Below are 21,838 nucleotides of genomic sequence, written 5' to 3'. Positions count from 1 at the left end.
AGCCGCGACGCGCAGCCGGTGGTGGCTACTGTGGAAGGCACGCAGCGAGCGAACTGTGGGAGGTTGAGGATGCCGGCCAGGCGATGGAGCGAATTGAGTGACCGTGAGCGCCGGTGGCTTCTCGTTGCCTCCGTCGTCGAGGGGGTCTTGAAGATCGCGGCACTGGTCGACATCAAACGTCGGTCGGCGGATGAGATCCGGGGATCGAAGGCGGCGTGGGCTACCGCGGTGGTGCTGGTCAACTCCGTCGGTGTCATCCCGATTGTGTACTTCTTGCGCGGGCGGCGGCCACTGAGAAACGCCGGCTGAGCGACCCGACACCTCCCCGGTCAGAACAGCCAGGGCACCTCGTCGTTGCCGATGTCGTGGGCGCTGTGGACTATGCATTCGAGTTGGGCCAGAGCATCTTTGATCATCGGCAGGCCCGGGCGGCTGTGGTCGCACGGCAGGTCGTCGAAGCTGCGACGAGCTTCTCCTGCACACTGGAGACGAGGAGCGAGTCGGGTTCGTCGTGGCGGCAGGTCAGGGGGTAGTCGAACGAGCTCGTCGCGGCCGGGATGTACGGGCGGCGGACGTAACGGTGAAGATCTGCAGAAGGTTGTGGGGCCCAGTCCGCGATCTCGACCACGCGGGGGCCGACCGGCTTCGGGCAGGCGCGCTTCGAGTCGCCGATGTCGACGGTCGCGAGTTGGCGGTCGGTGTGATCGGAGCCTCGCTCGTGCTCGATAATGGGCGCATGCGATCGCGGAGGAAGATCTTGGGCGCCACCCTCGAGTTGATCGCGAGCGACGGTTTCGAGGGGGTCACCATCGCGGCGGCGGCACACGCTGCCGGCGTCACCCGGCAGACCGTGTACTCCAACTTCGGGTCGCGGGAGGAACTGGTGTCGCAGGCGATCGCCGGTGTCGCCGTCGAGGCGCTGAGCGGGATCCACTCCCACTTGGCGACCACCGAGACGACGGGCGAGTACGTGGTCGAGCTCATCGTCGCGGGTCGTGCCGCGGTGCGCGCACATCCGGTCCTGGCCACGCTGCTCCAGGCGGAACGAGGCAACCCGGTCTTCGACACGGGCATGATGTCTCGCGCGAAACCCGTTGCGCACGAACTGCTCGCGCCGCTCGCCGAGCGCGACCCCGGTGTGGAACCGAATCTGGACGACATCGTCGAGATCGCCCTTCGCCTCGCGTTGTCGGTCGTCCTCTTCGACGACGACGCCGTGCACACCGACGACGACCTCCGCCGGTTCCTCACCCGCTGGCTATTGCCGGCGATGCCGTCCAGCTCGTAACGGCAGTTACAGTAACTTCTTGACACATCTGCCTCAGGGTGTCTAGTTTGAGCTCGCCTGAGAAACGCTCCACACCGATCTTTTCGACATCTCGCCGCGTGAGTTCCGTCTGTGATCTGGGGGAAAGCTGTGTCTGCATTCAATCGCCGGTCCTTCCTGACCGGGGCCGCCGCCGCGGGGGTCGCGCTGGCGAGTCCCCGTATCGCTGAGGCGAAGCCCGGACGCGCGGAACGGGGGAGCGCCGTTCCGCTCACCCGCGAAGACCACCGGGTCATCGTCGTCGGATCGGGATTCGGCGGCGGAGTTGCCGCCCTGCGGCTCGCCGAGGCCGGTGTGCCGGTCCTGGTGCTCGAGCGTGGGATGCGCTGGCCCACAGGGCCGAACGCGGACACCTTCCCGCGCGCGACGGCCCCCGACAAACGCATCCTCTGGTACCGATCCAGCCCGCAACTCTTCGGTGCCCCGGTGGCTCTGGAGCCGCACACAGGCCTGCTCGAGGCGGTGCCCGGCGACAACATGACCGCGCTGTGCGCCGCGGGCGTCGGCGGTGGGTCGCTGGTCTACCAGGGGATGACCCTGCAGCCGGCGGAGGACGTGTTCAACGCGCACCTTCCGGAAGCGCTCGACTGGACCACCATGGACCGGGTCCACTACCCGCGGGTCGCGCGGATGCTGCAACTCGCGGTCGCGCCCGACGAATTGATCGACAGCCCGAACTACCAGGCCGCGAGGGTGTTTGCGCAGAACGTGGAACGCGCCGGCCTGCCCGTGTCGAAGATTCCGATGCCGATCGACTGGAACTACGCGCTGGGTGAACTCCGCGGCGACATGACGCCGTCGTACACCAACGGCGACGGCGCCCTCGGGGTCAACAACGGCGGCAAGCACTCGGTCGATGTCACCTACATCGCCGCCGCGGAGGCTACCGGACTGGCGACGGTGGCAACCCAGCACGAGGTCACCGACGTCGAGCGCGCCCCGGACGGCCGCTGGACGGTGTACGTCGACAGGATCGACACCACCGGCGCGGTGCTGGAGAACAAGATCCTCACCGCGAACGCCCTGGTGATGGCCGCGGGCAGCCTGAACACCACCAAGTTGCTGGTGCGGGCGGCAGCGAAGGGCAAGATCCCCGATCTGCCGGACGAACTGGGCGCCGGCTGGGGCACCAACGCCGACCGCATCTACATCTGGACGAGCGTCGACCAAGCATTCGGCGCCCCGCAGGGCGGCCCCGTCGTCTACGGCAGCCTGAACTGGGACGACCCCACCTCCGCCGTCACGGTCATCCAGGCATCCATCCCGCCGCTGTCCTTCGATGCGCGCAGCACCATGCTGGTCGGCTACGGCGTCAGCGAGGGACGTGGACGATTCGAATACGACTCGGCGAGAGACGAAGCGGTGCTTCGCTGGCCGCGAGAGGGCGACGCCGTCGTCCAGAACGGCCGCATCGATCCGATGGTGCGGAAGATCGCCGGTCCGGGGAGCATACTCACCGACACCAACGCGGTGTTCCCGTCCACGTGGCATCCGCTGGGCGGGGCGTCGATGGGCCCGGTCTGCGACCTCGAGGGCCGCGTGCACGGCCAGCACGGACTGTATGTGCTCGACGGTGCGCTGATGCCCGGCAACACCGCCGCGTGCAACCCCTCTATGACCATTGCGGCCGTGGCCGAACGCGCGCTGGATCAGTTGGTCGCCCACGACGTCGGAACGGTGATCTGATACACGAACGACCACAAGTCCCTGGTTCGGGGTCATGCCGCCGATCCCCTGGTGTGGCCGACCACTTGGGCAGGTCTGATGAGCGAGACATCGAGGCGGGAGTTCGCCTCCAAAACGTGTCGGACCCCCGCGGTAGTATTCGCGCATGAGTTCGACTGGGGGTCGGTGAAAAGCCACGTGGCGCAGCATCTGTCGATGCTCGCTGCCGCGGTCGACGGGCTCCTCGATGCGGGGTTGACGGAATTGTCGGACGGTGAGGTAGTCGACGTGATGCGCGGGGTGGAGCAGTCGCTTCGCCGAGCGGATGCCCTCTCGCACCGGCTGATCGTGGAGAGTGTGGAGCGCTCGGTCCCGGCGAGTCTGGGTTACAACTCACCGAAGAAGATGCTGATCGACGTGCTCCGGATCTCGGCGGCGGACGCGTCCGCCCGTGTCACCTCGGCCCGCGAACTGGGGGTGTGGCACACCCTGTCCGGCGACCCGATGCCGCCGGTGTTACCGGAAACCGCTGCAGCGCAGCGTGACGGCGACATCGGTGTGGGCCATGCGCGCGCGGTCGCGAAGGTGATGCGCAAGATCCCCCACGCCGTGGGCAACGAGGCGCTCGCCGACGCGGAGGAGGTGCTGGCCCGTCTTGCCCGGGACGGCACCCCGGAGGACGTGGAGCAGGCCGGGCACCGGTTGCTGGCATATCTGAATCCGGACGGGAACCTCGGCGACGACCGTGACCGGAAACGCCGGCGGGGTATCTCGATCGGGCGGCAAGACACCGAACTGATGTCGAAGATCTCCGGTGAACTCGACCCTGTCGCGCGGGCGCTGCTCGATCCGATTCTCGCCAAATGGGCCCGGCCGGGGATGAACAACCCGGACGATCCCGCGTCGCCGACCGGCGACGCCGAAGACCCGTCGGTCGATCGAGAGGTGTTGGCGGCGGCGGCCGCCCGCGATACCCGCACCGCGGCGCAACGTCATCACGACGCGTTCAGCGCGATGTTCCGCGTACTGCTCGCCTCGGGGGTGCTCGGCCGGCACCGGGGACTGTCGACCACCGTGATCGTCACGATGACGCTCGAACAATTGGAACGAGCGATCGGCGGTCTCGCCACGACGGCGACAGGCGGACTACTCCCGATCGAGGACGCCTTGGCCCTGGCCGAGGACGCGCATCCGGTGCTCGCGCTGTTCGACCATGCGGGTCGTCCGCTGCACCTGGGGCGGCGGCGTCGTCTGGCCGGCGCCGATCAGCGCCTCGCCCTGATCGCGGCAGACGCGGGATGCACCCGGCCCGGGTGCGCAGCACCGGCGAGTCTGTGTGCGGTGCACCATGTCACGGACTGGCACAAGGGTGGGCGCACCGACATCGACAGCCTGGCCCTGGTGTGCGACGCCTGCCATGCCCAGGTCAACGACGGCCCAGCCGGGTGGTCGACGAGGTCCGCGCCGGAACATTCCGCGCACCCGGGCCGGACCGAATGGATCCCGCCACCGCACATCGACCCCACCCGAAGACCGCGTGTCAACCACCGACATCACCCCGGTGAGTTGATCGCGCATGCGCGACGGCAGTAGGGTGCCCAGCCTGTCTGAGTTCAGGACATCGAGGAAACTGACGAGCCGTGCCCGTGACACCCGAACACTATCTCGCCGTGGCACCGTGGTGTGCATCCTGCAGATTTTGGACGACCAGCCGATGGCCGTGTCGGCACCGCGAGATTCATGAGTGGCCCAGAGCCGGCAAGGCAAAGCCGCAGCCCCGTTACCGTTTAGGTGGTCCTGACCTATGGGGCCAGGGTCGCCAAAGTCGGTATGCCGTCTCGCCCCTGCCTCTCGCGTCGGATCGACGGGGGACTGCGGGATCACACGGCCTCGACCACCTGGCGCGGCGCGCTCACGGTGAACTCCTCCTTGAAGATCAGCCGTGGCGACATGCGTCGGCGTTTGAGCGCCTTGACGGCGGCGACGACCATCGCGGGCGGTCCGCACAGGCCCGTCGCTCCGTTCCAGGACTCCTCGCTGAGGACCGGGTGATAGTGGAAGCGGGAATCGGCCGCCGCGACCGCGCGGAAATGCTCGACGTCGTAGAGATCCGCTTCTCGGCGACCGCCGTGGTAGAGGTGAATGTCCGGGAGCAGATCGCCGTCCAGTGCATGCCGGACAATCGATTTGAGCGGGGCGAGCCCGGTTCCTCCGCCGATCAGGATGGCCGGCTCTTTCCGGGGTTCGGTGACACCGAATTGACCGAGCGGTCCACGCAGATCGATTCGATCGCCCACACGGAGTGTGTCGAAGATCCAGCCTTCGGTGGCGAGGCCGCCCGCCGTGTTACGGACGTGGAACTCGAGCATCCGCCCCTCGGACGGCGGATTCGCCATCGAATACTGCCGTGCGACGCCGGATCCCGGCACGATCAGCTCTGCGTACCGGCCGGCGTCGAACTCCATCGGCTCGTCCAGTTCGACGAGGAGCCTGCGAGTCTGGCGAGCGATGTCCGACAGTTCCCACACGATGCCGTTGTAGTCGCACCACATGGCCGGGCTCGAGCGTCACGCCCATCGGTCCCATCGTGTTCGCCAGCCACACCAGTGCGTTGAGCGGCGAACCGAGGACGGCACCACCCGCGCCGGTGGCCACGAGTTCCCCACCGATGTGCAGTGTGCAACCCGCGAGCCGCAGGTCCACATCGTTCAGCGCGACCGGGCGGCTGCCCAGGATCACTCCACCCGACGACGCGTTGTCGGCGACGGTGTCGAAGATGCCGATCTTCCAGTCCCGGATCCGGGACTCCGACGATCTCGAGCGCGGGCAGCACGAAGTCGACGGCTCGGACGGCCTCGGCCACGGTGACCCTGGGCCCGGACAGCGGCCTGCCCAGCACGAACGCCACCTCGGGCTCGATCCGCGGTTGCAGGAACTGGTCCGCGGGGATGGGCTGGTGCTCGAGGTGGAACATGCTCGCGGTCAGGTGCCCGAAGTCGGGTTGGTTCACGCCCATCTGCCGTTGGATGGCCCGCGACGCGAGGCCCACCTTGTGACCTTTGACGGTGTCGCCGCCCAGCGTCCACGCCTCGACCTGCAGTTGCTGGATTCGGTAGGCGAGTTCGATCGACGCGTCGGGGTGTTCCGGGGTGAGGGGGTCGATCGGTTCGCCCGTCCGGTACACCTCCAGTAACCGGTCGGCGGCCTTGCGTGCGTCGGTATCCATGGCACCTCTGTTCACCGCGGTGCAGTGCGCTTCGAGGCGGGCGCCGACGCGGGCCCCCTGCACGGTGATGTTGTGCGTGCCGACCACCCTGTCGACGTACAGCACATGCCACCGCTCCATCACCGCGAGGTGGCTGGTCTCGCCGAACCGTTCGACGAGACTTTCGATGATCGGCGCCGCGCAGGACCGCACGTCGACGGTGCCCCGCAGAGTCTCGCCGAGTTCGATGACCCGCCAGCCGATCCGATAGCGACCCCGGGTGGGCCATTGCAGCAGTCCGGTGTCGACCAGACTCGACAGCAGCGCGTGCGCACTCGATCGGGGAACGTCGATGGCAGCCGCGACTTCGGAGACTCCCCATTCCGGTTGCGCTGCGGCGAACAGGTCCAACACCGGCCCGATCTTCTGGACCGTCTGCAGTGTCGCCACGGTGTCCGTCCTTCCATCCCACGGCTCAACGGGAATCGCACGTGCGCATCACGTCGAGCGTCTGTGATCTGAAACACTAGGAAGGACGGCGCGGCCGGACATGACCACCAGCGCATGAATGGATGACTGCACGCGCACCACCGCGTCAGGGCGAAGAATCTCCGCGATCAGAAGTCGTAGTCCACGACGACCGGGGCGTGGTCGCTCATCCGGAGGTCGGCGGCCTGCTCGCGGTCGGTGCCGGCGGTGACCGCCGCCCGGGCCAGGTGGGGCGTCGCGAGGTGGTAGTCGATGCGCCACCCGGTGTCGTTCGCGAACGACTGCCCGAGCCACGACCACCACGAGTACGGACCGTCGATGCCCGGATGATGTTGCCGGACGACGTCGATGAGGGTGCGCGGCGACAGGATGGAGTCGAACCACCCCCGCTCCTCCGGCAGATAGCCCTCGACCTGATTGCTGCGCCGCCAGTTCCGGACGTCGTGGCGGGTGTGCGCGATGTTGAGGTCGCCCATCAGCAGGAGTTCCCGGCCCTGCGCGCGTGCCGTGCGGCGGGTGCGGGTCAGCTGTCGCGCGAACGCGGACAGGAAACGCATCTTGCGGTCGTAACGGGCGCCGCCGTCGGGCGCCTCCCGCATGCGCCCGGGCTTCTGGAGGTGCGCCGGAAGCCCGCCTTTCGGCAGGTACATGGACGCGATGGTGATGGGGGCGTCGGCGAGATCGACCTCGACGTAGCGGCCCTGGTTCGCGAATTCTCCCAGTCCCCGAGCCAACGGCTGCGGGTCCAGTTCGACTCTTTCGGTGTGCAATTCGCCTGGTTTACGCAGCAGTGCGGTACCGCTCCACGTCCGAACCGCGACGGGCGCGTGCCGAGTCAGGACTGCGACACCGTTGCGGCCCGCGACGTCCCCCTCGTCATATGCGAGGTGATAGTCGCCGAAGACGCCGGGAGGGATCGCGGCGGCACGAGCCCGCACCTCCTGCAGCGCGACCACGTCGGGTTCACGGTGTCCCAGCCACTCCTCGATCCCACGCCGCTGCGCCGCGCGGATCCCATTGACGTTGAAGGTCGCAATCCGCACCCGTCACAGTGTAGGGATCCCACTCGCGGCCCGGGCCTCGGTATGCGAAGGCCGCGTCGAGTTGGTACAGCAGTTCCGGACTCTGGGCGAGTGCCGTCGCGCCGAGGGGAGGCCCCTTGGACAGCAGTCCACCCGAGGGGTTGGTGACCGCCCGGCCGCCGTACGTGTGGTCGCCGCCGCGGCCGCACCGCACGTTGGCGGGCAGCACTGCAACCGGGTCAGCGGCCCGTAGATCTTCGAGGACGCGAGCACCTCCTCGACGGTGACGAGGCCCGCTGCGCTGTGGCGTAGTCGACGCCTGCATCGGCGAGGGCTGCTCGGGCCGCCGCCTCGCCCGTCTCGGAATAACTGGCGCTTTTCCGGCACACCTGCCGGTTTTCGGTTCGACCGGCCCCGCCCCACGGGCGGAGACCGTACCGTCAGAGGTGGTTCGGTTCGTGCCCCTTGTCGACGTATGGAATCCGTAGGAGAAGTCGTGTTTATCCCGTTCAGCGTCACCGATTTCCTCGACCGCGCCGTCACCGTGTACGGCGACCGGATCGGTGTGGTCGACGAACCCGAGCAACCCGCACCGAGTCAGGGCTCGCTGACGTACTCCGAGATCGGCGACCTCGCGCGCCGGCAGGCCGCCCGACTCGACGACCTCGGCATCGATGTGGGCGAGCGGGTCGCGATCGTCAGCCACAACTCCAGCCGGCTGCTGACCTCCTTCTACGGGGTCAGCGGCTGGGGCCGGGTGCTGGTCCCGATCAACTTCCGGCTGAGCCCCGCCGAGGTCCGCTACATCATCGAGGACTCCGGCGCCCGCGTCCTCTACGTCGACCCCGAACTCGCGGACACACTGAGCGAGGTCGAGTGCGAGCACAAGTTCGTCCTCGGTTCGGACGCTGATCTCTACGCCGCCCCCGACGCGGAGCCGCAGCCGTGGGAGCCGGACGAATCCGCCACCGCCACCATCAATTACACCTCCGGGACCACCGCCCGCCCGAAGGGTGTGCAGATCACTCACCGCAACATCTGGGTCAACGCGGTCACCTTCGGCCTGCACGCCACCATCAGCGACCGGGACGTATATCTGCACACCCTGCCGATGTTCCATTGCAACGGGTGGGGTCAGCCGTTCGCGATGACCGGCGTCGGCGCCCAGCACATCATCCTCCGCAAGATCGACGGCGCCGAGATCCTGCGGCGGGTGCGTGATCACGGGGTCACGTTGATGTGCGCGGCCCCGGCGGTCGCGGCCGCGGTCCTCGACGCCGCCCAGACCTGGGACGGCGAGATCCCCGGCCGGGACCGGGTGCGGATCATCATGGCCGGGGCGCCACCCCCGACGAAGACCGTCGCCCGGGTCGAGGAGGAACTCGGCTGGGAGTTCATCCAGATCTACGGCCTCACCGAAACCTCCCCGTTGCTGACCGTCAACCGCACCCGGGCGGAGTGGGACCACCTCGACCCCGAAGCCCGCGCGGCGAAACTGACTCGGGCCGGCACCCCGGCACTCGGCGTCCGCCTGGCGATCGAGGACACCGAGGACGGCGCCGGTGAGGTGCTGGCCCGGTCCAACGTCGTGATGGAAGGTTATTGGGGCAAACCCGAGGAAACCGAGAAGGCACTGGTCGGCGACTGGTTCCACACCGGCGACGGCGGCGTCATCGGCGACGACGGCTACCTGACCATCGCCGACCGCAAAAAAGACGTGATCATCACCGGCGGCGAGAATGTCTCCTCGATCGAGGTCGAGGACTGCCTGTTCTCCCACCCGGCCGTCGCCGAGGTGGCTGTGATCGCCGTGCCCAGCGAGAAGTGGGGCGAGACGATCAAGGCCCTGGTCGTGCTGCACCCGGACGTCGAACCCGACAGTGCCACCGAGGCGGAATTGATCTCCTGGTGCAAGGAGCACCTGGCCGGCTTCAAGGCGCCGACGTCGGTCGAGTTCCGCCCCGAGTTGGCCCGCACCGCCACGGGCAAGCTGCAGAAGTTCAAACTGCGCGCCCCCTACTGGGACGGGCAAGCACGTCAGGTCAACTGACCTCCCACGCCGGCCGGGACACCCGGGTCAGTCGGTGAACGGCGCCGCCGTTCGCTGCGGCTGCAGGCCCGCACCCCGGCGTCCTTCGGTGGTGCGAAAGAACTCGCGACCGGTGTCCCTCGACGGACCGGGAGTCGCTGCGCTGGCGGCGACCTGACGCTCCCGCCTACCGGGTTACAGCCCGACGGCGGTTTCGAGGAGATCGAGTTCGGCGTCGAGTTGGTCGAGCAAGGGGTGCAGGTCGGGGACGATGCGGCGGCACCCGGTGAGGCCGAAGACGATCTGGTCGTCGCTGCTGGTGCAGGTGATGTTGAGTGCCTGACCGGTCGTCGGGATCGACAGCGGGTAGAGGGACTCGAGCCGGGCGCCGTTCCAGTACAGCGGAGTTCGGGGACCGGCGACGTTGGAGATGACCACGTTGAACGGCGGTCGCAACGGGCCGCGTCGGCCGAGGAACATCTCGACGCCGAGCGGGGCCGCGCCGAGTGCGCTCATCGCGAGAACCTGGGCGGGGCTCATCGCCTGCAGGGCGGCCTTGCCCTCGTTCATGCAGTTGCGCACGGTCTCGAGGCGGTGCGCCGGGTCGGGAAGGTGAGTGGCCAGGTTGCACATGAGCACGCCCACCCGATTGCCGCCGGGCGCGCGGTCGCCGGTGCCGGTGTGCGGTGCGCGCAACGAGACGGGAACCATCGCGATCAACGGGTTGTCCGGCAACGCGTCCCGGGTGTACAGGTAGGCCCGCAGGGTGCCCGCGCACATCGTCAGCACGATGTCGTTGATGGTGGCGTCGGCGTGCTTGGCCAGCAGGCGGATTCGTTCGAGGGGGAACGAGCGGGCGGCTACGTGGCGGGCGCCACTGATCGGCACGTTGAACACGGTGTGCGGCGCGGTGAGCGACACCGCGCCACCCTTGCCGCGGCGGGCCCGATCGACGGTGCCCAGCGCTGCGGGCAGCAGACCGGCCACCTCGCCGGCCGCGGACCGGGCGGCGTCCCACGCCATCGACGGCAACGCGGCACCGAAACCCGCGGCACTGAAACCCGAGGCACCGAACCCAGCGGTCTCGACGACACCGGTAGCCGCGGGTGCCGGGACGGCGGCGAGTGGAGTGCGCGGCTGCCACGGGGCGGGCATGTTCCGGCGCTGCGGGTCCTCGCTCATGCTGTCGCGGAGCAGTCGCATGGCCGACGAACCGTCGGCGAGCGCGTGGTGGATCTTGGTGTAAACGGCGTAGCGGCCGTCGGCCAGTCCTTCGATCAGGTGCATTTCCCACAACGGGCGGCTGCGGTCGAGCAGGGTGCCGTGGAGCCTGGACACCAGCGTCATCAGTTCGGCCATTCCACCGGGCTGGGGGAGTGCGTCCCGGCGCACGTGGTGGTCGAGATCCACGTCTTCCTGCCGGAGGTGGTCCCACCCCCACTGGCCGAGCGAGGTGACCGAACGTCGGGCACGTTTGCGGAAGGGCGGAGCCACCTGGTCGCCGGCCAGGGCGGTATCGAACAACGCCCGCATGTCGGCGGCGGATGCGCCGTCCGGCGGGTTGAAGACAGCCAGGCCGCCGACGTGCATCGGGTGCTCGCGCGACTCGCCGAGGAGGAACAACGAATCGGTCGGTGCCATCGGTAACAGCATGCGTGTCCTTACCGTTCCCGAAACGGGATCCGCGTGCACGGATCCATTCCCCCCGGAACTGCTCTCAATTCTTGTGGTGCCTGTTGCCGTGCTCCGAGGTAACAGTTGGATGTGGTTACCATCACAAACCGGTCTCGCTGTTTGTATTTGTACAGCACAGAAGACGTTTCCGCTACCGGTGCAGCTCGGACGATTCGAAGTCGGCCGAACCGGTCGGTCGTCCAGCCCGTGCCGGCCACCACGTCTCGCTCGCCCAATGTCACAGCGGATCAATCTGATTGACCGGCTGTGACATTGGGCGACCGTTGCGTCGGCTGAGCTACCGTCTGCCTATGGACGACGGTCGACTGGAGGCACTCGTTGCGCGCGCCCGGGTGCTGGCCGACTCGGGGCAGCGCCGCATTCTCGGCATCGCCGGACCGCCGGGTTCGGGTAAAAGCACCGTTGCGTCGGCGGTACTCGCGGCGCTGGGATCGTCGTCCGCGGTGGTGGTGCCGATGGATGGATTCCACCTGTCCGGCGCGGAACTCGCCCGGCTCGGCCGCGCGGGCCGCAAGGGCGCACCCGACACGTTCGACGCCGCCGGCTACGTGGCGCTGTTGCGCCGACTGCGGGAGGCCGGCGGCGAGACGGTGTATGCCCCCGAGTTCCACCGCGAGGTCGAGGAATCCTATGCCGGGTCGATCGCCGTCCCGCCGGACGTTCCGCTGGTGATCACCGAAGGCAACTACCTCCTCCTGGACGACGGACCCTGGTCGCCGGTGCGTGGGCTGCTCGACGAGGCCTGGTTCCTCGTCCCGGACGACGACGAGCGGGTGTCGCGCCTCGTCGAACGCCACATCCGGTACGGCCGGACCGCGGACCGGGCCCGGGAGTGGGTGCGGCACAGCGACGAGAACAACGCCGCGGTGATCGCGCCCGGCCGGGCCCGCGCCGACGTCGTCGTCCTCGGCGACCCCGTGTGACTCAGGCCGGGTAGTCGATCGGCTCCAGCCGGCCGCTGGCGAGGGAGCGGGTCGCGGCCTCGGCAATTGCCTGCGCTTTCAGTGCTTCCGACAGGGTCGGACCGAGGGCGGTGCCGTTCTCCAGTGCGTCGACGAAGTGGTCGAGTGCGGTGCGGTAGCTGGCGCGGATCCGCTCGAACCATCCCGCATGCAAGCCGTCGTCGACGACGCGGCCCGCGCTGTACCGGGACACGGACCCGGCGCGCTGGCGCCGTGCCTCGACCATCCCCGTCGAGCCGAGCACCTCGATGCGTTCGTCGTAGCCGTACCCGATCCGCCGGGTGGAGTCGATCTGGACGAGCGCGCCGCCGGGGAGGCGCAGCGTGACTGCGGAGGTGTCGACGTCGTCGTACTCGGCGAGGCGGGGTTCGGCGAGCGTGGACCCGGTCGCGAAGACGGACTCGGGGTCGAGCCCGGAGATCCATCGCGCCAGGTCGAAGAAGTGGACGGTCTGATCGCGCATCTGCCCGCCCGAGACCGCGATGTACTCGAGCGGCGGCATCGCCGGACCGCGGCTGGTCATCTGGATCAGCTCCACCGAACCGATCTCACCGGACGCGACAACCCGCTGCAGTTCGGCGTAGTCGCGATCGAAGCGGCGATTGAAGTCGACCATCGCCCGCAGTGACCGGGTGTCGGCGAAACGGACGATGTCGACGGCGCGCGCGAGGTCGAGGTCGATCGGCTTCTCGCACAGCGCCGGGATTCCCGCGGTCGCCGCGCTGCGGAGGTGCTCGGCGTGGGTGTCGGTGGACGATGCGATGAAGACGGCGTCGATTGCCGTGGGGTCGAAGACCTCCGCGAGGTCGGTGGTCGCGCGGCTCCCGTGCTGCTTGGCGAGGTCCGTCGCGCGAGCGAGATCGATGTCGAAGACGAGGGCCAGGTCGACGTCGGGGTGTGCGGCGAGGTTGGCGCCGTGCACGCCGCCGATGAATCCGGCGCCGATGAGGGCGAAACGTTGCATGTCAGATACCGACCTTTTCTTGTGCGAAAGCGGGGACGAACCAGGCGGAGTCCGCGGCGTGGGAGGCGGCCGTCGCCTCCACGAACTGGACACCGATCAGGCCGTCGCGCCCGGTGGGGAAGGACAGATCGCGGATGGTGGTGGGTTCGCCGTCGCGGCGGGCGCGCAACTCGTCCGCGAGGTCGCGGTAGAAGTTCGCGAACGCCTCGAGGAACCCCTCGGGGTGCCCCAGACCGGGGCGGGTGAGCCGGCCGGCGTCCTCGGACAGCGTGCGCATCCCCTGCGTGAGGGTCGTCGCGGTGCCGTCGAGGTCGCGCACCGTCAGGTGGTGGGGATCCTCGTGCCGCCATTCGACGCTCGCGGTGTCGCCGAAGACCCGGATGCGCAGGCCGTGCTCGTTGCCGGTGGCGGCCATGCTCGCCCACAGGGTCGCGGGGGCGCCGTTGGAGAGGGTGAGCCGGACGGTCGCGTTGTCGAACACCCGGCGGCCGGCGACGAGGGTGCCGAGTTCGGCCGACACCCGGGTGGCCTCGAGGCCGGTGATGTAGCGCAGGAGCTGGAAGGCGTGGGTGCCGAGGTCGCCGACGACGCTGGGGAAGCCCGCGACGTCGGGGTCGGTGCGCCACCGCGCCTGCCGGTGTTCGCCGAGTTCGAGGGGCGTCGCCGCCCATCCGGACGCGTGCTCCACCGCCACGAACCGGATCCGCCCGAGGTCGCCGTCGCGGACCATCCGGGCCGCGTGCCGGACCATCGCGTATGCCGAATAGCAGTGCGGGACGGCGAGAATCGCGCCGGAGGACTCGGCGATCGCGACCAGTTCGGCAGCCGACTCCGAGTCGCGGGTGAGGGGTTTCTCGCACACCACCGAGATGCCCGCCTCGAGGAACGTGCGCGCGATGTCGAAGTGGCTGTCGTTCGGGGTGGTCACCGCGACCACGTCGACGCCGTCCTCGCGGGCGGATTCCCGTTCGGCCATCTCCCGGTAGTCGCGGTAGGTGCGGTGGGCCGGTACGCCGAGGCTCTCCGCGATCCGCGCCGACGACGCACCGTCCCGTCCGAAGACCCCCGCGTGCAGGTCGTATCGGTCGTCGAGGCGCATCGCGTAGCGGTGGGTCCTGCCGATGTCGGCGCCCTCGCCGCCGCCGACCATGCCCGCGACCAGTCGCAGGCTTCCGTGCTTGCTCAACTCGGCTCCTTCGGAAAAGGGACAAACGTGGACCGGTCCCAGTTGTGAGGAGCGTAACACGGGTGCCGCTCCATATGCTGTGCACCGTGAACGAATCAGATCGCGGCACGGGTGCGGGCGCACCGTCGTTTCGCCCACCGACGATCCGCGACGTGGCCGCGAGGGCGGGTGTGTCCAAATCGCTGGTGTCCCGGGTGCTCCGCGGCGAGGCGAATGTCAGCGCCGCGCGTCGCGAGCAGGTCACGCAGGCGATGAAGGAACTCGACTACCGGACGAACACCATCGCCCGCGGTCTCTCCGAATCACGCAGCGGCACGGTCGGGGTGATGCTCAACGACCTGCGCAACCCGTGGTTCGTCGAATTGCTCGAGGGAATGACGACAACCCTCGACGCCGTCGGCATCGCACCCGTCCTGGCCGACAGCCACATGGATCAGCGCGTCGGACGGGACACCGTCGAGACCCTGCTGTCGCAGCGGATCGACGGGTTGGTCGTGGTCGGCACCACCGATGCGGGTGCCGCGATCGAACGGGCCGCCGCCCTCGTCCCCGTCGTCCTCGCGGGCACCCACGAACCGAGTCTTCCCAACGTCGACATCGCCGCGGACGACGACGTCGCCGGGGCCCGGTTGGCCACCCGGCATCTGCTGGATCTGGGTCATCGGCGGATCGCCTACCTGCAGGGGCCGGGAGTCGTTGGCGCCCTGCGCCGCGACGGCTTCGCCGCGGCGATGACCGAGGCCGGGTGCGGCGACCTCGCGTCGGTGCAGTTCGCCGGCATGACCGAGGAGAGCGGCTACGTTGCGGCCGGCCGGGTGCTCGACGCGGAGCAGCGGCCGACGGCGATCGTCGCGTTCAACGACGTCACGTGTGTCGGGGCGTTGTCGGCGGCCGACGACCGCGGGTTCCGGGTTCCGGACGACCTCTCGCTGGTCGGGTACGACGACACGTATCTCGCGCGCATCAGGCATCTGTCGTTGACGTCGGTGAACAACGGCAACTTCGCGGTCGGCGCGCAGGCCGCCAAGTTCCTCCTGCAGCGGCTGGAACGGCCGTCGCAGTCGCAGCGCATCCATCTCCACACGCCGACGTTGAGCATCCGCCGCTCCACCGCGGCGCCCGGCCTGTCGGCGAGGGAATGACCGCGGTGGAACGGCGGAAGCGGTTACTGCTGTGGGGTTTTGACCGCGAGGACCGGTATCGGTGATTGCAGGATGAGGCGTTGGCTCACGCTGCCGAGTAGAGCCTTACCGACCGCGCTCCGGCGCTTGACGCCGATGACGAGACGTTGGATGTCGGGCCGGTCGTCGAGCAGGTCGAGCACGGCGGTCGCGGGATCGCGGTCTCCGCGGCCGATCCGGTCGAGGACGGTCACGCCGTCGTCCGCGAGGGTGTGCACCTCTTCGGGTTCGGTGAGAGACAGGTTCACCACCAGGAGGTCGGCGCCCAGCATGGCGGCTTCCTGCTTGCCGGCGAGGAGAGCGTGCGACCCTTCGGAGGAATCGGTCACGGCTACGAGCACGGTCATGAGATCAACCTTTCACGGGAGGCGGTGCGGCTGTCACGAATAGTCGCGCCGGAACTGGTCTTCGAGCTCCTCGAGCGAGCGGCCGCGGGTTTCCGGAACCTGGGTCTTGATGAAGACGAGTGCCAGCACGCCGAGGCCCGCGAATATGAAGAAGGTCGCACCGATTCCCAGTGCGGCCACGACGGGTGGGAACAGCAGCGCGACAAGGGCGTTGGCGATCCACAGTGCGAAGATGCAGACGCCGATGGCGAAGCTGCGGATCTTCAGCGGGAAGATCTCCGACAGCATCAGCCACACCAGGGGGCCGATCGTCCCCTGCATCGAGAAGACGAACAACACCACGAACACCAGGATCAGATACGCCTTGAGGGTGCCGTCGGGCAGCAGGAACGCGGACAGGCCGACGAGCACGTGGAAGGTGGTGGTGAGGGTGAAGCCGCCGATGAGCATCTTGCGGCGGTCGATCCGGTTGATCAGGGCGACGCCGGTGAGGACACCGAGCACGCTGAACAGGCCGTTGAGGGTGTTCGCGACGATGGCGGCGTTGGAGGAGAATCCGGCGTCGCCGAGCAGTTGCGTGCCGTAGTACATCACCGAGTTGATGCCGGTGGCCTGCTGGAACACGCCAAGGCCGACGCCGATGAAGATGAGGCGGCGGATCCACTTCACCGACAGGTCCGCGGCGCCGCCGGTCTGCGCGAGCTTCTCTTCCTCGGCGAGCGCCCGGACTTCCTCCATCTCGGCACGTGCCCGCTCCGGGGACCGAACCTGGAGCAGCACGGCGAGCGCTTCGTCGTCCCGATCCTGCAACATCAGCCAGCGCGGGCTCTCCGGCATCCGCAGCATTCCCGCGAACAGGACGATGGCGGGGGTGACGGCGACCAGAAGCATGAAGCGCCAAACGCTTTCGTGCTCACCCCAGATGTTGAAGATGACGGCGTTGATCACGAAGGCGGCGAACTGCCCGACGACGATCATCACCTCGTTGCGGGAGACCACGCTGCCGCGGCGGTCGGCGGGGGACATTTCGGCGAGGTAGACGGGCACCGTTGCGGACGCGCCGCCGACCGCGAGGCCGAGGACGAAGCGGAACAGTGCGAGTATTTCCCACGTCGGGGACAGCACGCAGCCGAGCGTCCCGATCATGAAGATGATCGCGAGAACCAGGATGTTGTGCCGGCGTCCGAATCGATCGGACATCCGTCCGCCGACCAGGGCGCCGATCGCGGCGCCGAAGATCAGGATGCTCACCACGAGGCCCTCGGTGAACGAGGTGAGGTGGAGGTCTTCCTCGAGCGGTGCGAGTGCGCCGTTGATGACTCCGGTGTCGTATCCGAAGAGCAGGCCGCCGAAGGTGGCGACGACGGCGATGATTCCGAGTCTGTGCGAGTGCCGCCCGGGGGCGTCGGTAGTCGGGGACGGGGCGGTAGTTCGGGATAGATCGCTGGCCATGAACATCTCCTCGACGTATTCCATGTACAGAACACGTAATGTGTTTATGTCCGAACAAAGCTAACCTATTGTGACTCGGCGCACAACGGATATCTCATCACGGGGTGACTCTCAGGGCGCGACCTCGCGCCTACTACCGACGAGTAATAGAGCGAACGATCTGTTATCGTTCGTCGTATGCCCAGGCCACGAGTCCACGATCTCGACGAGGCGCTCGATGTCGTGGAGCGCCTGGCCGTCGAGGGCGGACCCAGTGCGGTGACCGTGCGTGCGGTCGCCGCCGCCACCGAAATGTCCAACGGCGCCATTTACCACGCGTTCGGTTCCCGAGGAGGTCTGGTCGGACGCGCCTGGCTCCGGGCGGCGCACCGATTTCTCGACCTGCAGCAGGCATCGGTCGAGCGGGCACTGGAGCGTGGTGCCGTGGACGCCGTCGTCGCGGCCGCCGACACCCCCGCGGTCTTCGCCGAGAAGTTTCCGCAGTCGTCCCGGTTCCTTCTCGCCGTGCGTCGCGACGAACTGCTCGGATCGGACATTCCCGAGGACGTCGACGCCGAGTTGTCGCGGCTCGATTCCGTCCTCGTCGCACTGTTCGTCCGACTGGCGCGTGCGCTCTGGGGACGCAAGGACGGACGCGCCGTCGAGGTGATCGAGGCGTGCGTCGTCGGACTCCCGACCGGACTGCTACTCCAGGCGCGGCGAAAACCGGACGCCGCGATGCGACAACGACTCGAAACGGCCGTCCGGGCCGTCCTCACGCTCGACCCCCCGCCTCCGCGGAAACGTCACGACACCGACACGAAAGGCCCCTCATGACCGCCACCCTGACCTACCGGGACACGATCGCCGTCCTCGACTTCGGCGACGACGAGAACCGTTTCTCTCCGGACTGGCTCGACACCGTCGACCGGCTCCTCGACGACGCCCACGAACACGGCGCGCAGGCCCTCGTCACCACGGCCACGGGGAAGTTCTACTCCAACGGCCTGGACCTGGACTGGCTGATGGCCAACGGCGACCGCGCCGACTGGTACGTGGGCCGCGTCCAGGCACTGTTCAGCCGTATTCTGACGCTCCCGCTGCCGACGGTCGCCGCCGTGAACGGGCACGCGTTCGGTGCCGGTGCCATGCTGGGCATCGCCCACGACTACCGGGTGATGCGATCCGACCGCGGGTTCTACTGCTTCCCGGAGGTCGACATCCACATTCCGTTCACCCCGGGAATGGCGGCGCTGATCCAGGCCAAGCTGACGCCGCAGACCGCGATCACCGCGATGACCACCGGTCATCGTTACGGCGGCGCGGAAGCGCAGGCCACCGGACTGGTCGACGGAACCGCAACCGAAGGTGCGGTCCTCGGCGCCGCTGTCGACCTGATCGCCCCACTCGCGGGCAAGGACTCCGGAACCCTCGGCGCCATCAAGGCGACGATGTTCGCTCCGGTCGTCACCGCGCTCGCGGCGGGGCGATCATGACGTGAAAGCGGTTGTGTGAGTGTGTCCGTCAGGCTCCCGGCACGTGCAGGATCAGGGCGTCGCCCTGTCCGCCGCCGCCGCAGAGAGCCGCGGCGCCGGTGCCGCCGCCACGTCTCTTCAGCTCGAGCGCGAGGTGCAGCACCACGCGTGCGCCCGACATGCCGAGCGGGTGTCCGATGGCGATGGCGCCGCCGTTCACATTGACCCGCGACGGGTCGATCCCGAGTTGCCGGGTCGACTCGATGCCGACGGCGGCGAAGGCCTCGTTGATCTCGACGAGGTCGAGGGCGGAGGGGTCGAGACCGTCACGGGCGCAGGCCTTGTCGATGGCGTTGGCGGGCTGCTGCTGGAGCGTCGAGTCCGGTCCGGCGACGACGCCGTGGGCGCCGATCTCGGCGAGCCATTCGAGTCCGAGTTCCTCGGCCTTGGCCTTGCTCATCACCACGACGGCAGCAGCGCCGTCGGAGATCTGCGACGCGGATCCCGCGGTGACGGTGCCGTCCTTGCTGAAGGCGGGCCGCAGCTTCGACAGCGACTCGGCGGTGGTGTCGGCGCGGATTCCCTCGTCCTCGGTGACGACGAGCGGATCGCCCTTGCGCTGCGGGATGGACACGGGAACGACCTCGTCGTCGAAGAGTCCGTTCTTCCACGCGGCCGCGGCGCGCTGATGTGAGGCAGCGGCGAACGCGTCCTGCTCCTCGCGACCGATCTTGTCGGTGTTCGCGTTCCGGTCCTCGGTGAGGGCGCCCATCGCCTGGTCGGTGAAGATGTCGTAGAGGCCGTCGTAGGCGAGGTGGTCGACGAGGGTGGTGTCGCCGTACTTGAAACCACCGCGGGAGCCGGGCAGCAGGTGCGGTGCCTGCGACATCGATTCCTGTCCGCCGGCGACGACGACGTCGAACTCACCGGCGCGGATCAGCTGGTCGGCGAGGGCGATGGCGTCGAGACCGGACAGGCACACCTTGTTGACGGTCACGGCGGGCACCGACATCGGGATGCCCGCCGCGGCCGCCGCCTGCCGGGCCGGGATCTGACCGGCCCCGGCGGTGAGGACCTGGCCCATGATCACGTACTCCACCAATTCCGGTGCCACCCCGGCCTTGTCGAGAGCGCCCTTGATGGCGATGCCGCCGAGGTCGGAACCGGACAGGGTTGCGAGCGAACCGGTCAGGCGGCCGACGGGAGTCCGGGCGCCTGCGACGATGACGGACCTGGTGGAAGAAGTCATGGGTGTGTCCTTGAGGTAGTGGCGAATGTCGTTCAGACGAGGACGGATTCGCGGATGTCGAGGGGGGTTCCGGTGGCCGCGACGACGTCGTCGACGGTGACGCCGGGGGCGAGCTCACGCAGGGCGAGGGTGCCGTCGCCGACCACGTCGATGACGGCGAGGTTGGTGATGATCCGGTTGACGACGCCCTGGCCGGTCAACGGCAGGGTGCAGGTGTCGAGGATCTTGGCGTTGCCGTCCCGGTCGGTGTGTTCCATGAGGACGATGACGCGGCTGGCGCCGTGCACCAGGTCCATGGCGCCGCCCATGCCCTTGACCATTTTTCCGGGGACCATCCAGTTGGCGAGGTCGCCGGTGCGGGAGACCTGCATACCGCCCAGGACGGCGGTGTCGATGTGGCCACCGCGGATCATCCCGAACGACAGTGCGGAATCGAAGAACGCGGCGCCGGCGTTGACGGTGACCGTTTCCTTGCCCGCGTTGATCAGGTCGGCGTCGATGTTTTCCTCGGTGGGGTACGGGCCGGTGCCGAGGATCCCGTTCTCCGAGTGGAGGGTGACGTTCACGTCGGTGCCGAGGAACCCGGGGATGAGGGTCGGCAGGCCGATGCCGAGGTTGACGTATTCGCCGTCGACCATCTCCGCGGCCGCGCGGGCGGCCATCTGGTCACGTGTCCATCCGTGGGTGCCGGTCATCGAGTGGCTCCTTCCGTGCTGCTGACTGTCCGCTTCTCGATCCGCTTGTTCTGGGGGCCGGTCTCGACGATGCGCTGAACGAAGACTCCGGGCAGGTGTACCTGCGCGGGGTCGATGGTGCCTGCGGGTACGAGTTCCTCGACCTGCGCGATGGTGATCTTCCCGGCCATCGCGGCGAGGGGGTTGAAGTTCAGGGCCGTCTTGTCGAACACCAGGTTGCCCGCGGTGTCGCCGCGCAGTGCGTGGACGAGCGCGAAGTCGGCGGTGATGCCGAGTTCGAGGACGTAGCGCTTGTCGCCGAAGACGCGGGTTTCCTTCGGCGGGGAGGCGAGCGCGACGGAACCGTCGGCGGCGTAACGCCACGGCAGGCCGCCGTCGGCGACGGGGCTGCCGACTCCGGCGGGGGTGAAGAAGGCGGGGATGCCGGCGCCGCCGGCGCGGAGGCGTTCGGCGAGGGTGCCCTGCGGGGTCAGTTCCACCTCGAGTTCACCGGCGAGGTACTGGCGGGCGAATTCCTTGTTCTCGCCGACGTACGACGCGGTGACGCGGCGCACCTGACGGGATCCGAGCAGAATGCCGAGCCCGTGGTCGTCCACGCCGCAGTTGTTGGAGAAGACCTCGAGGTTGCCGACACCCGAGTCGGCGAGCGCGCGGATCAGCGCGTCGGGGATTCCGCACAGGCCGAATCCGCCGACGGCGATCGTGGCGCCGTCGGACACGTCCGCGACAGCTGCTTCCGGGGTGTCGAACACTCTCGATCCCATGTGCTTCCTTTCTTCAGGCCGCCGAACCGGCGAAACCGCCTTCCCGCGACTTCTCGTCCATTCAGTGGACGACCTCTGCGGCGGGCTCTGCTCCACTAAAAAGGGTCCTTTCATGCATTTCAAGGAGTCCCGACATGTTGCTCGCGGTCTGG

The 21,838-nt window shown here is 68.4% G+C and carries 19 protein-coding genes and 4 pseudogenes; 9 read left to right on the top strand and 14 right to left on the bottom strand.

What is annotated here, in order from left to right; all coding sequences use genetic code 11:
- Positions 1-93 precede the first annotated feature (93 nt).
- Positions 94-309, top strand: coding sequence for a DUF5652 family protein (locus tag H0B43_RS17060; RefSeq protein ID WP_252189769.1), 216 nt, complete (start codon positions 94-96; stop codon positions 307-309).
- Between the two features lie 103 nt (positions 310-412).
- On the opposite strand, the gene H0B43_RS43170 is transcribed toward H0B43_RS17060, so the two are convergent.
- Positions 413-826: a DUF2848 family protein gene (locus H0B43_RS43170; RefSeq protein WP_397517462.1), complete on the bottom strand. Its 414-nt coding sequence runs from the start codon at positions 824-826 to the stop codon at positions 413-415.
- Here H0B43_RS43170 and H0B43_RS17050 point away from each other — a divergent pair.
- The 3 genes from H0B43_RS17050 (at position 737) to H0B43_RS17040 (ending at position 4,585) form a co-directional block, all read left to right on the top strand.
- Positions 737-1,288 (top strand): TetR/AcrR family transcriptional regulator, encoded by a 552-nt coding sequence (locus H0B43_RS17050; RefSeq protein ID WP_185726851.1) that lies wholly within the window; start codon positions 737-739, stop codon positions 1,286-1,288. The two genes, H0B43_RS43170 and H0B43_RS17050, sit on opposite strands and share 90 nt — an antisense overlap.
- A 129-nt stretch (positions 1,289-1,417) precedes the next feature.
- On the top strand, positions 1,418-3,013 hold the full coding sequence (locus H0B43_RS17045; protein ID WP_185726852.1) for a GMC oxidoreductase: 1,596 nt from the start codon (positions 1,418-1,420) through the stop codon (positions 3,011-3,013).
- Positions 3,014-3,178: 165 nt separating this feature from the next.
- Positions 3,179-4,585, top strand: coding sequence for a DUF222 domain-containing protein (locus H0B43_RS17040; RefSeq protein ID WP_397517463.1), 1,407 nt, complete (start codon positions 3,179-3,181; stop codon positions 4,583-4,585).
- Between the two features lie 287 nt (positions 4,586-4,872).
- Here H0B43_RS17040 and H0B43_RS17035 read toward each other — a convergent pair.
- From H0B43_RS17035 to H0B43_RS43165, 5 genes and pseudogenes are all read right to left on the bottom strand, one after another.
- Positions 4,873-5,535: pseudogene (locus H0B43_RS17035) on the bottom strand (FAD-binding oxidoreductase); the annotation flags it as partial.
- 1 nt (position 5,536) lies between these two features.
- Positions 5,537-6,218: pseudogene (locus H0B43_RS17030) on the bottom strand (2-keto-4-pentenoate hydratase); the annotation flags it as partial.
- 6 nt (positions 6,219-6,224) lie between these two features.
- Positions 6,225-6,647 (bottom strand): annotated as a pseudogene (locus H0B43_RS17025) (IclR family transcriptional regulator); the annotation flags it as partial.
- A 167-nt stretch (positions 6,648-6,814) separates the two neighbouring features.
- Positions 6,815-7,729, bottom strand: coding sequence for an exodeoxyribonuclease III (locus H0B43_RS17020; protein WP_185726853.1), 915 nt, complete (start codon positions 7,727-7,729; stop codon positions 6,815-6,817).
- A pseudogene (locus tag H0B43_RS43165) lies at positions 7,650-7,904 on the bottom strand (hypothetical protein); the annotation flags it as partial. The gene H0B43_RS17020 and the pseudogene H0B43_RS43165, both read right to left, overlap by 80 nt.
- A 300-nt stretch (positions 7,905-8,204) precedes the next feature.
- On the opposite strand from H0B43_RS43165, the gene H0B43_RS17015 reads away from it, so the two are divergent.
- The gene (locus H0B43_RS17015; RefSeq protein ID WP_185726854.1) at positions 8,205-9,758 is read left to right on the top strand and encodes an AMP-binding protein; all 1,554 of its coding nucleotides are present in this window, start codon (positions 8,205-8,207) and stop codon (positions 9,756-9,758) included.
- 174 nt (positions 9,759-9,932) lie between these two features.
- Here H0B43_RS17015 and H0B43_RS17010 read toward each other — a convergent pair whose 3' ends face one another.
- The gene (locus H0B43_RS17010; RefSeq protein ID WP_185726855.1) at positions 9,933-11,390 is read right to left on the bottom strand and encodes a wax ester/triacylglycerol synthase family O-acyltransferase; all 1,458 of its coding nucleotides are present in this window, start codon (positions 11,388-11,390) and stop codon (positions 9,933-9,935) included.
- A gap of 332 nt (positions 11,391-11,722) precedes the next feature.
- On the opposite strand from H0B43_RS17010, the gene H0B43_RS17005 reads away from it, so the two are divergent.
- Positions 11,723-12,355 (top strand): nucleoside/nucleotide kinase family protein, encoded by a 633-nt coding sequence (locus H0B43_RS17005; RefSeq protein ID WP_185726856.1) that lies wholly within the window; start codon positions 11,723-11,725, stop codon positions 12,353-12,355.
- Between the two features lies 1 nt (position 12,356).
- Here the strand turns inward: H0B43_RS17005 and H0B43_RS17000 are convergent, their stop codons facing one another.
- Together H0B43_RS17000 and H0B43_RS16995 are read right to left on the bottom strand one after the other, a co-directional pair.
- On the bottom strand, positions 12,357-13,358 hold the full coding sequence (locus tag H0B43_RS17000) for a Gfo/Idh/MocA family oxidoreductase (RefSeq protein ID WP_185726857.1): 1,002 nt from the start codon (positions 13,356-13,358) through the stop codon (positions 12,357-12,359).
- Position 13,359: 1 nt separating this feature from the next.
- Positions 13,360-14,544, bottom strand: coding sequence for a Gfo/Idh/MocA family protein (locus tag H0B43_RS16995; protein WP_185726858.1), 1,185 nt, complete (start codon positions 14,542-14,544; stop codon positions 13,360-13,362).
- Between the two features lie 86 nt (positions 14,545-14,630).
- Between H0B43_RS16995 and H0B43_RS16990 the strand changes: the two genes are divergently transcribed.
- Entirely contained in the window at positions 14,631-15,686 is a 1,056-nt protein-coding gene (locus H0B43_RS16990; RefSeq protein ID WP_312033719.1) for a LacI family DNA-binding transcriptional regulator, read from the top strand.
- Positions 15,687-15,709: 23 nt separating this feature from the next.
- Here the strand turns inward: H0B43_RS16990 and H0B43_RS16985 are convergent, their stop codons facing one another.
- Together H0B43_RS16985 and H0B43_RS16980 are read right to left on the bottom strand one after the other, a co-directional pair.
- Complete coding sequence (locus H0B43_RS16985) at positions 15,710-16,072, bottom strand: universal stress protein (RefSeq protein WP_185726859.1); 363 nt, start codon at positions 16,070-16,072, stop codon at positions 15,710-15,712.
- Positions 16,073-16,105: 33 nt separating this feature from the next.
- On the bottom strand, positions 16,106-17,524 hold the full coding sequence (locus H0B43_RS16980) for a sugar porter family MFS transporter (protein ID WP_252189770.1): 1,419 nt from the start codon (positions 17,522-17,524) through the stop codon (positions 16,106-16,108).
- 177 nt (positions 17,525-17,701) lie between these two features.
- Here H0B43_RS16980 and H0B43_RS16975 point away from each other — a divergent pair, with 177 nt between their 5' ends.
- Both H0B43_RS16975 and H0B43_RS16970 read left to right on the top strand, forming a co-directional pair.
- Positions 17,702-18,340 carry a TetR family transcriptional regulator gene (locus tag H0B43_RS16975; RefSeq protein ID WP_185726861.1) on the top strand — a complete coding sequence of 213 codons (639 nt, stop codon included), beginning with the start codon at positions 17,702-17,704 and terminating at the stop codon, positions 18,338-18,340.
- On the top strand, positions 18,337-18,999 hold the full coding sequence (locus tag H0B43_RS16970; RefSeq protein WP_185726862.1) for an enoyl-CoA hydratase-related protein: 663 nt from the start codon (positions 18,337-18,339) through the stop codon (positions 18,997-18,999). The genes H0B43_RS16975 and H0B43_RS16970 overlap by 4 nt, the downstream gene beginning before the upstream one ends.
- A 28-nt stretch (positions 19,000-19,027) precedes the next feature.
- Here the strand turns inward: H0B43_RS16970 and H0B43_RS16965 are convergent, their stop codons facing one another.
- The 3 genes from H0B43_RS16965 to H0B43_RS16955 are packed head-to-tail and all read right to left on the bottom strand — an operon-like array spanning position 19,028 to position 21,686.
- Entirely contained in the window at positions 19,028-20,227 is a 1,200-nt protein-coding gene (locus H0B43_RS16965) for an acetyl-CoA C-acetyltransferase (RefSeq protein WP_185726863.1), read from the bottom strand.
- 32 nt (positions 20,228-20,259) lie between these two features.
- Positions 20,260-20,922, bottom strand: a complete 663-nt coding sequence (locus H0B43_RS16960; RefSeq protein WP_185726864.1) for a 3-oxoacid CoA-transferase subunit B — start codon at positions 20,920-20,922, stop codon at positions 20,260-20,262.
- On the bottom strand, positions 20,919-21,686 hold the full coding sequence (locus tag H0B43_RS16955; RefSeq protein ID WP_185726865.1) for a CoA transferase subunit A: 768 nt from the start codon (positions 21,684-21,686) through the stop codon (positions 20,919-20,921). The genes H0B43_RS16960 and H0B43_RS16955 overlap by 4 nt, the downstream gene beginning before the upstream one ends.
- Positions 21,687-21,838: the final 152 nt, after the last annotated feature.

The organism is Rhodococcus sp. 4CII (assembly GCF_014256275.1).
Lineage (GTDB): Bacteria > Actinomycetota > Actinomycetes > Mycobacteriales > Mycobacteriaceae > Rhodococcus_F > Rhodococcus_F wratislaviensis_A.
The sequence above is the reverse complement of the archived record's forward strand: the minus strand, read 5'-3'. Positions and strand labels throughout refer to the sequence as shown.

Coding starts and splice junctions, on each gene's coding strand:
- H0B43_RS17050 (WP_185726851.1), top strand. CDS start 737: ATGCGATCGCGGAGGAAGATCTTGGGCGCCACCCTCGAGTTGATCGCG.
- H0B43_RS17010 (WP_185726855.1), bottom strand. CDS start 11,390: ATGCTGTTACCGATGGCACCGACCGATTCGTTGTTCCTCCTCGGCGAG.
- H0B43_RS17005 (WP_185726856.1), top strand. CDS start 11,723: ATGGACGACGGTCGACTGGAGGCACTCGTTGCGCGCGCCCGGGTGCTG.
- H0B43_RS17000 (WP_185726857.1), bottom strand. CDS start 13,358: ATGCAACGTTTCGCCCTCATCGGCGCCGGATTCATCGGCGGCGTGCAC.
- H0B43_RS16985 (WP_185726859.1), bottom strand. CDS start 16,072: ATGACCGTGCTCGTAGCCGTGACCGATTCCTCCGAAGGGTCGCACGCT.
- H0B43_RS16980 (WP_252189770.1), bottom strand. CDS start 17,524: ATGGCCAGCGATCTATCCCGAACTACCGCCCCGTCCCCGACTACCGAC.
- H0B43_RS16975 (WP_185726861.1), top strand. CDS start 17,702: ATGCCCAGGCCACGAGTCCACGATCTCGACGAGGCGCTCGATGTCGTG.
- H0B43_RS16970 (WP_185726862.1), top strand. CDS start 18,337: ATGACCGCCACCCTGACCTACCGGGACACGATCGCCGTCCTCGACTTC.
- H0B43_RS16965 (WP_185726863.1), bottom strand. CDS start 20,227: ATGACTTCTTCCACCAGGTCCGTCATCGTCGCAGGCGCCCGGACTCCC.
- H0B43_RS16960 (WP_185726864.1), bottom strand. CDS start 20,922: ATGACCGGCACCCACGGATGGACACGTGACCAGATGGCCGCCCGCGCG.
- H0B43_RS16955 (WP_185726865.1), bottom strand. CDS start 21,686: ATGGGATCGAGAGTGTTCGACACCCCGGAAGCAGCTGTCGCGGACGTG.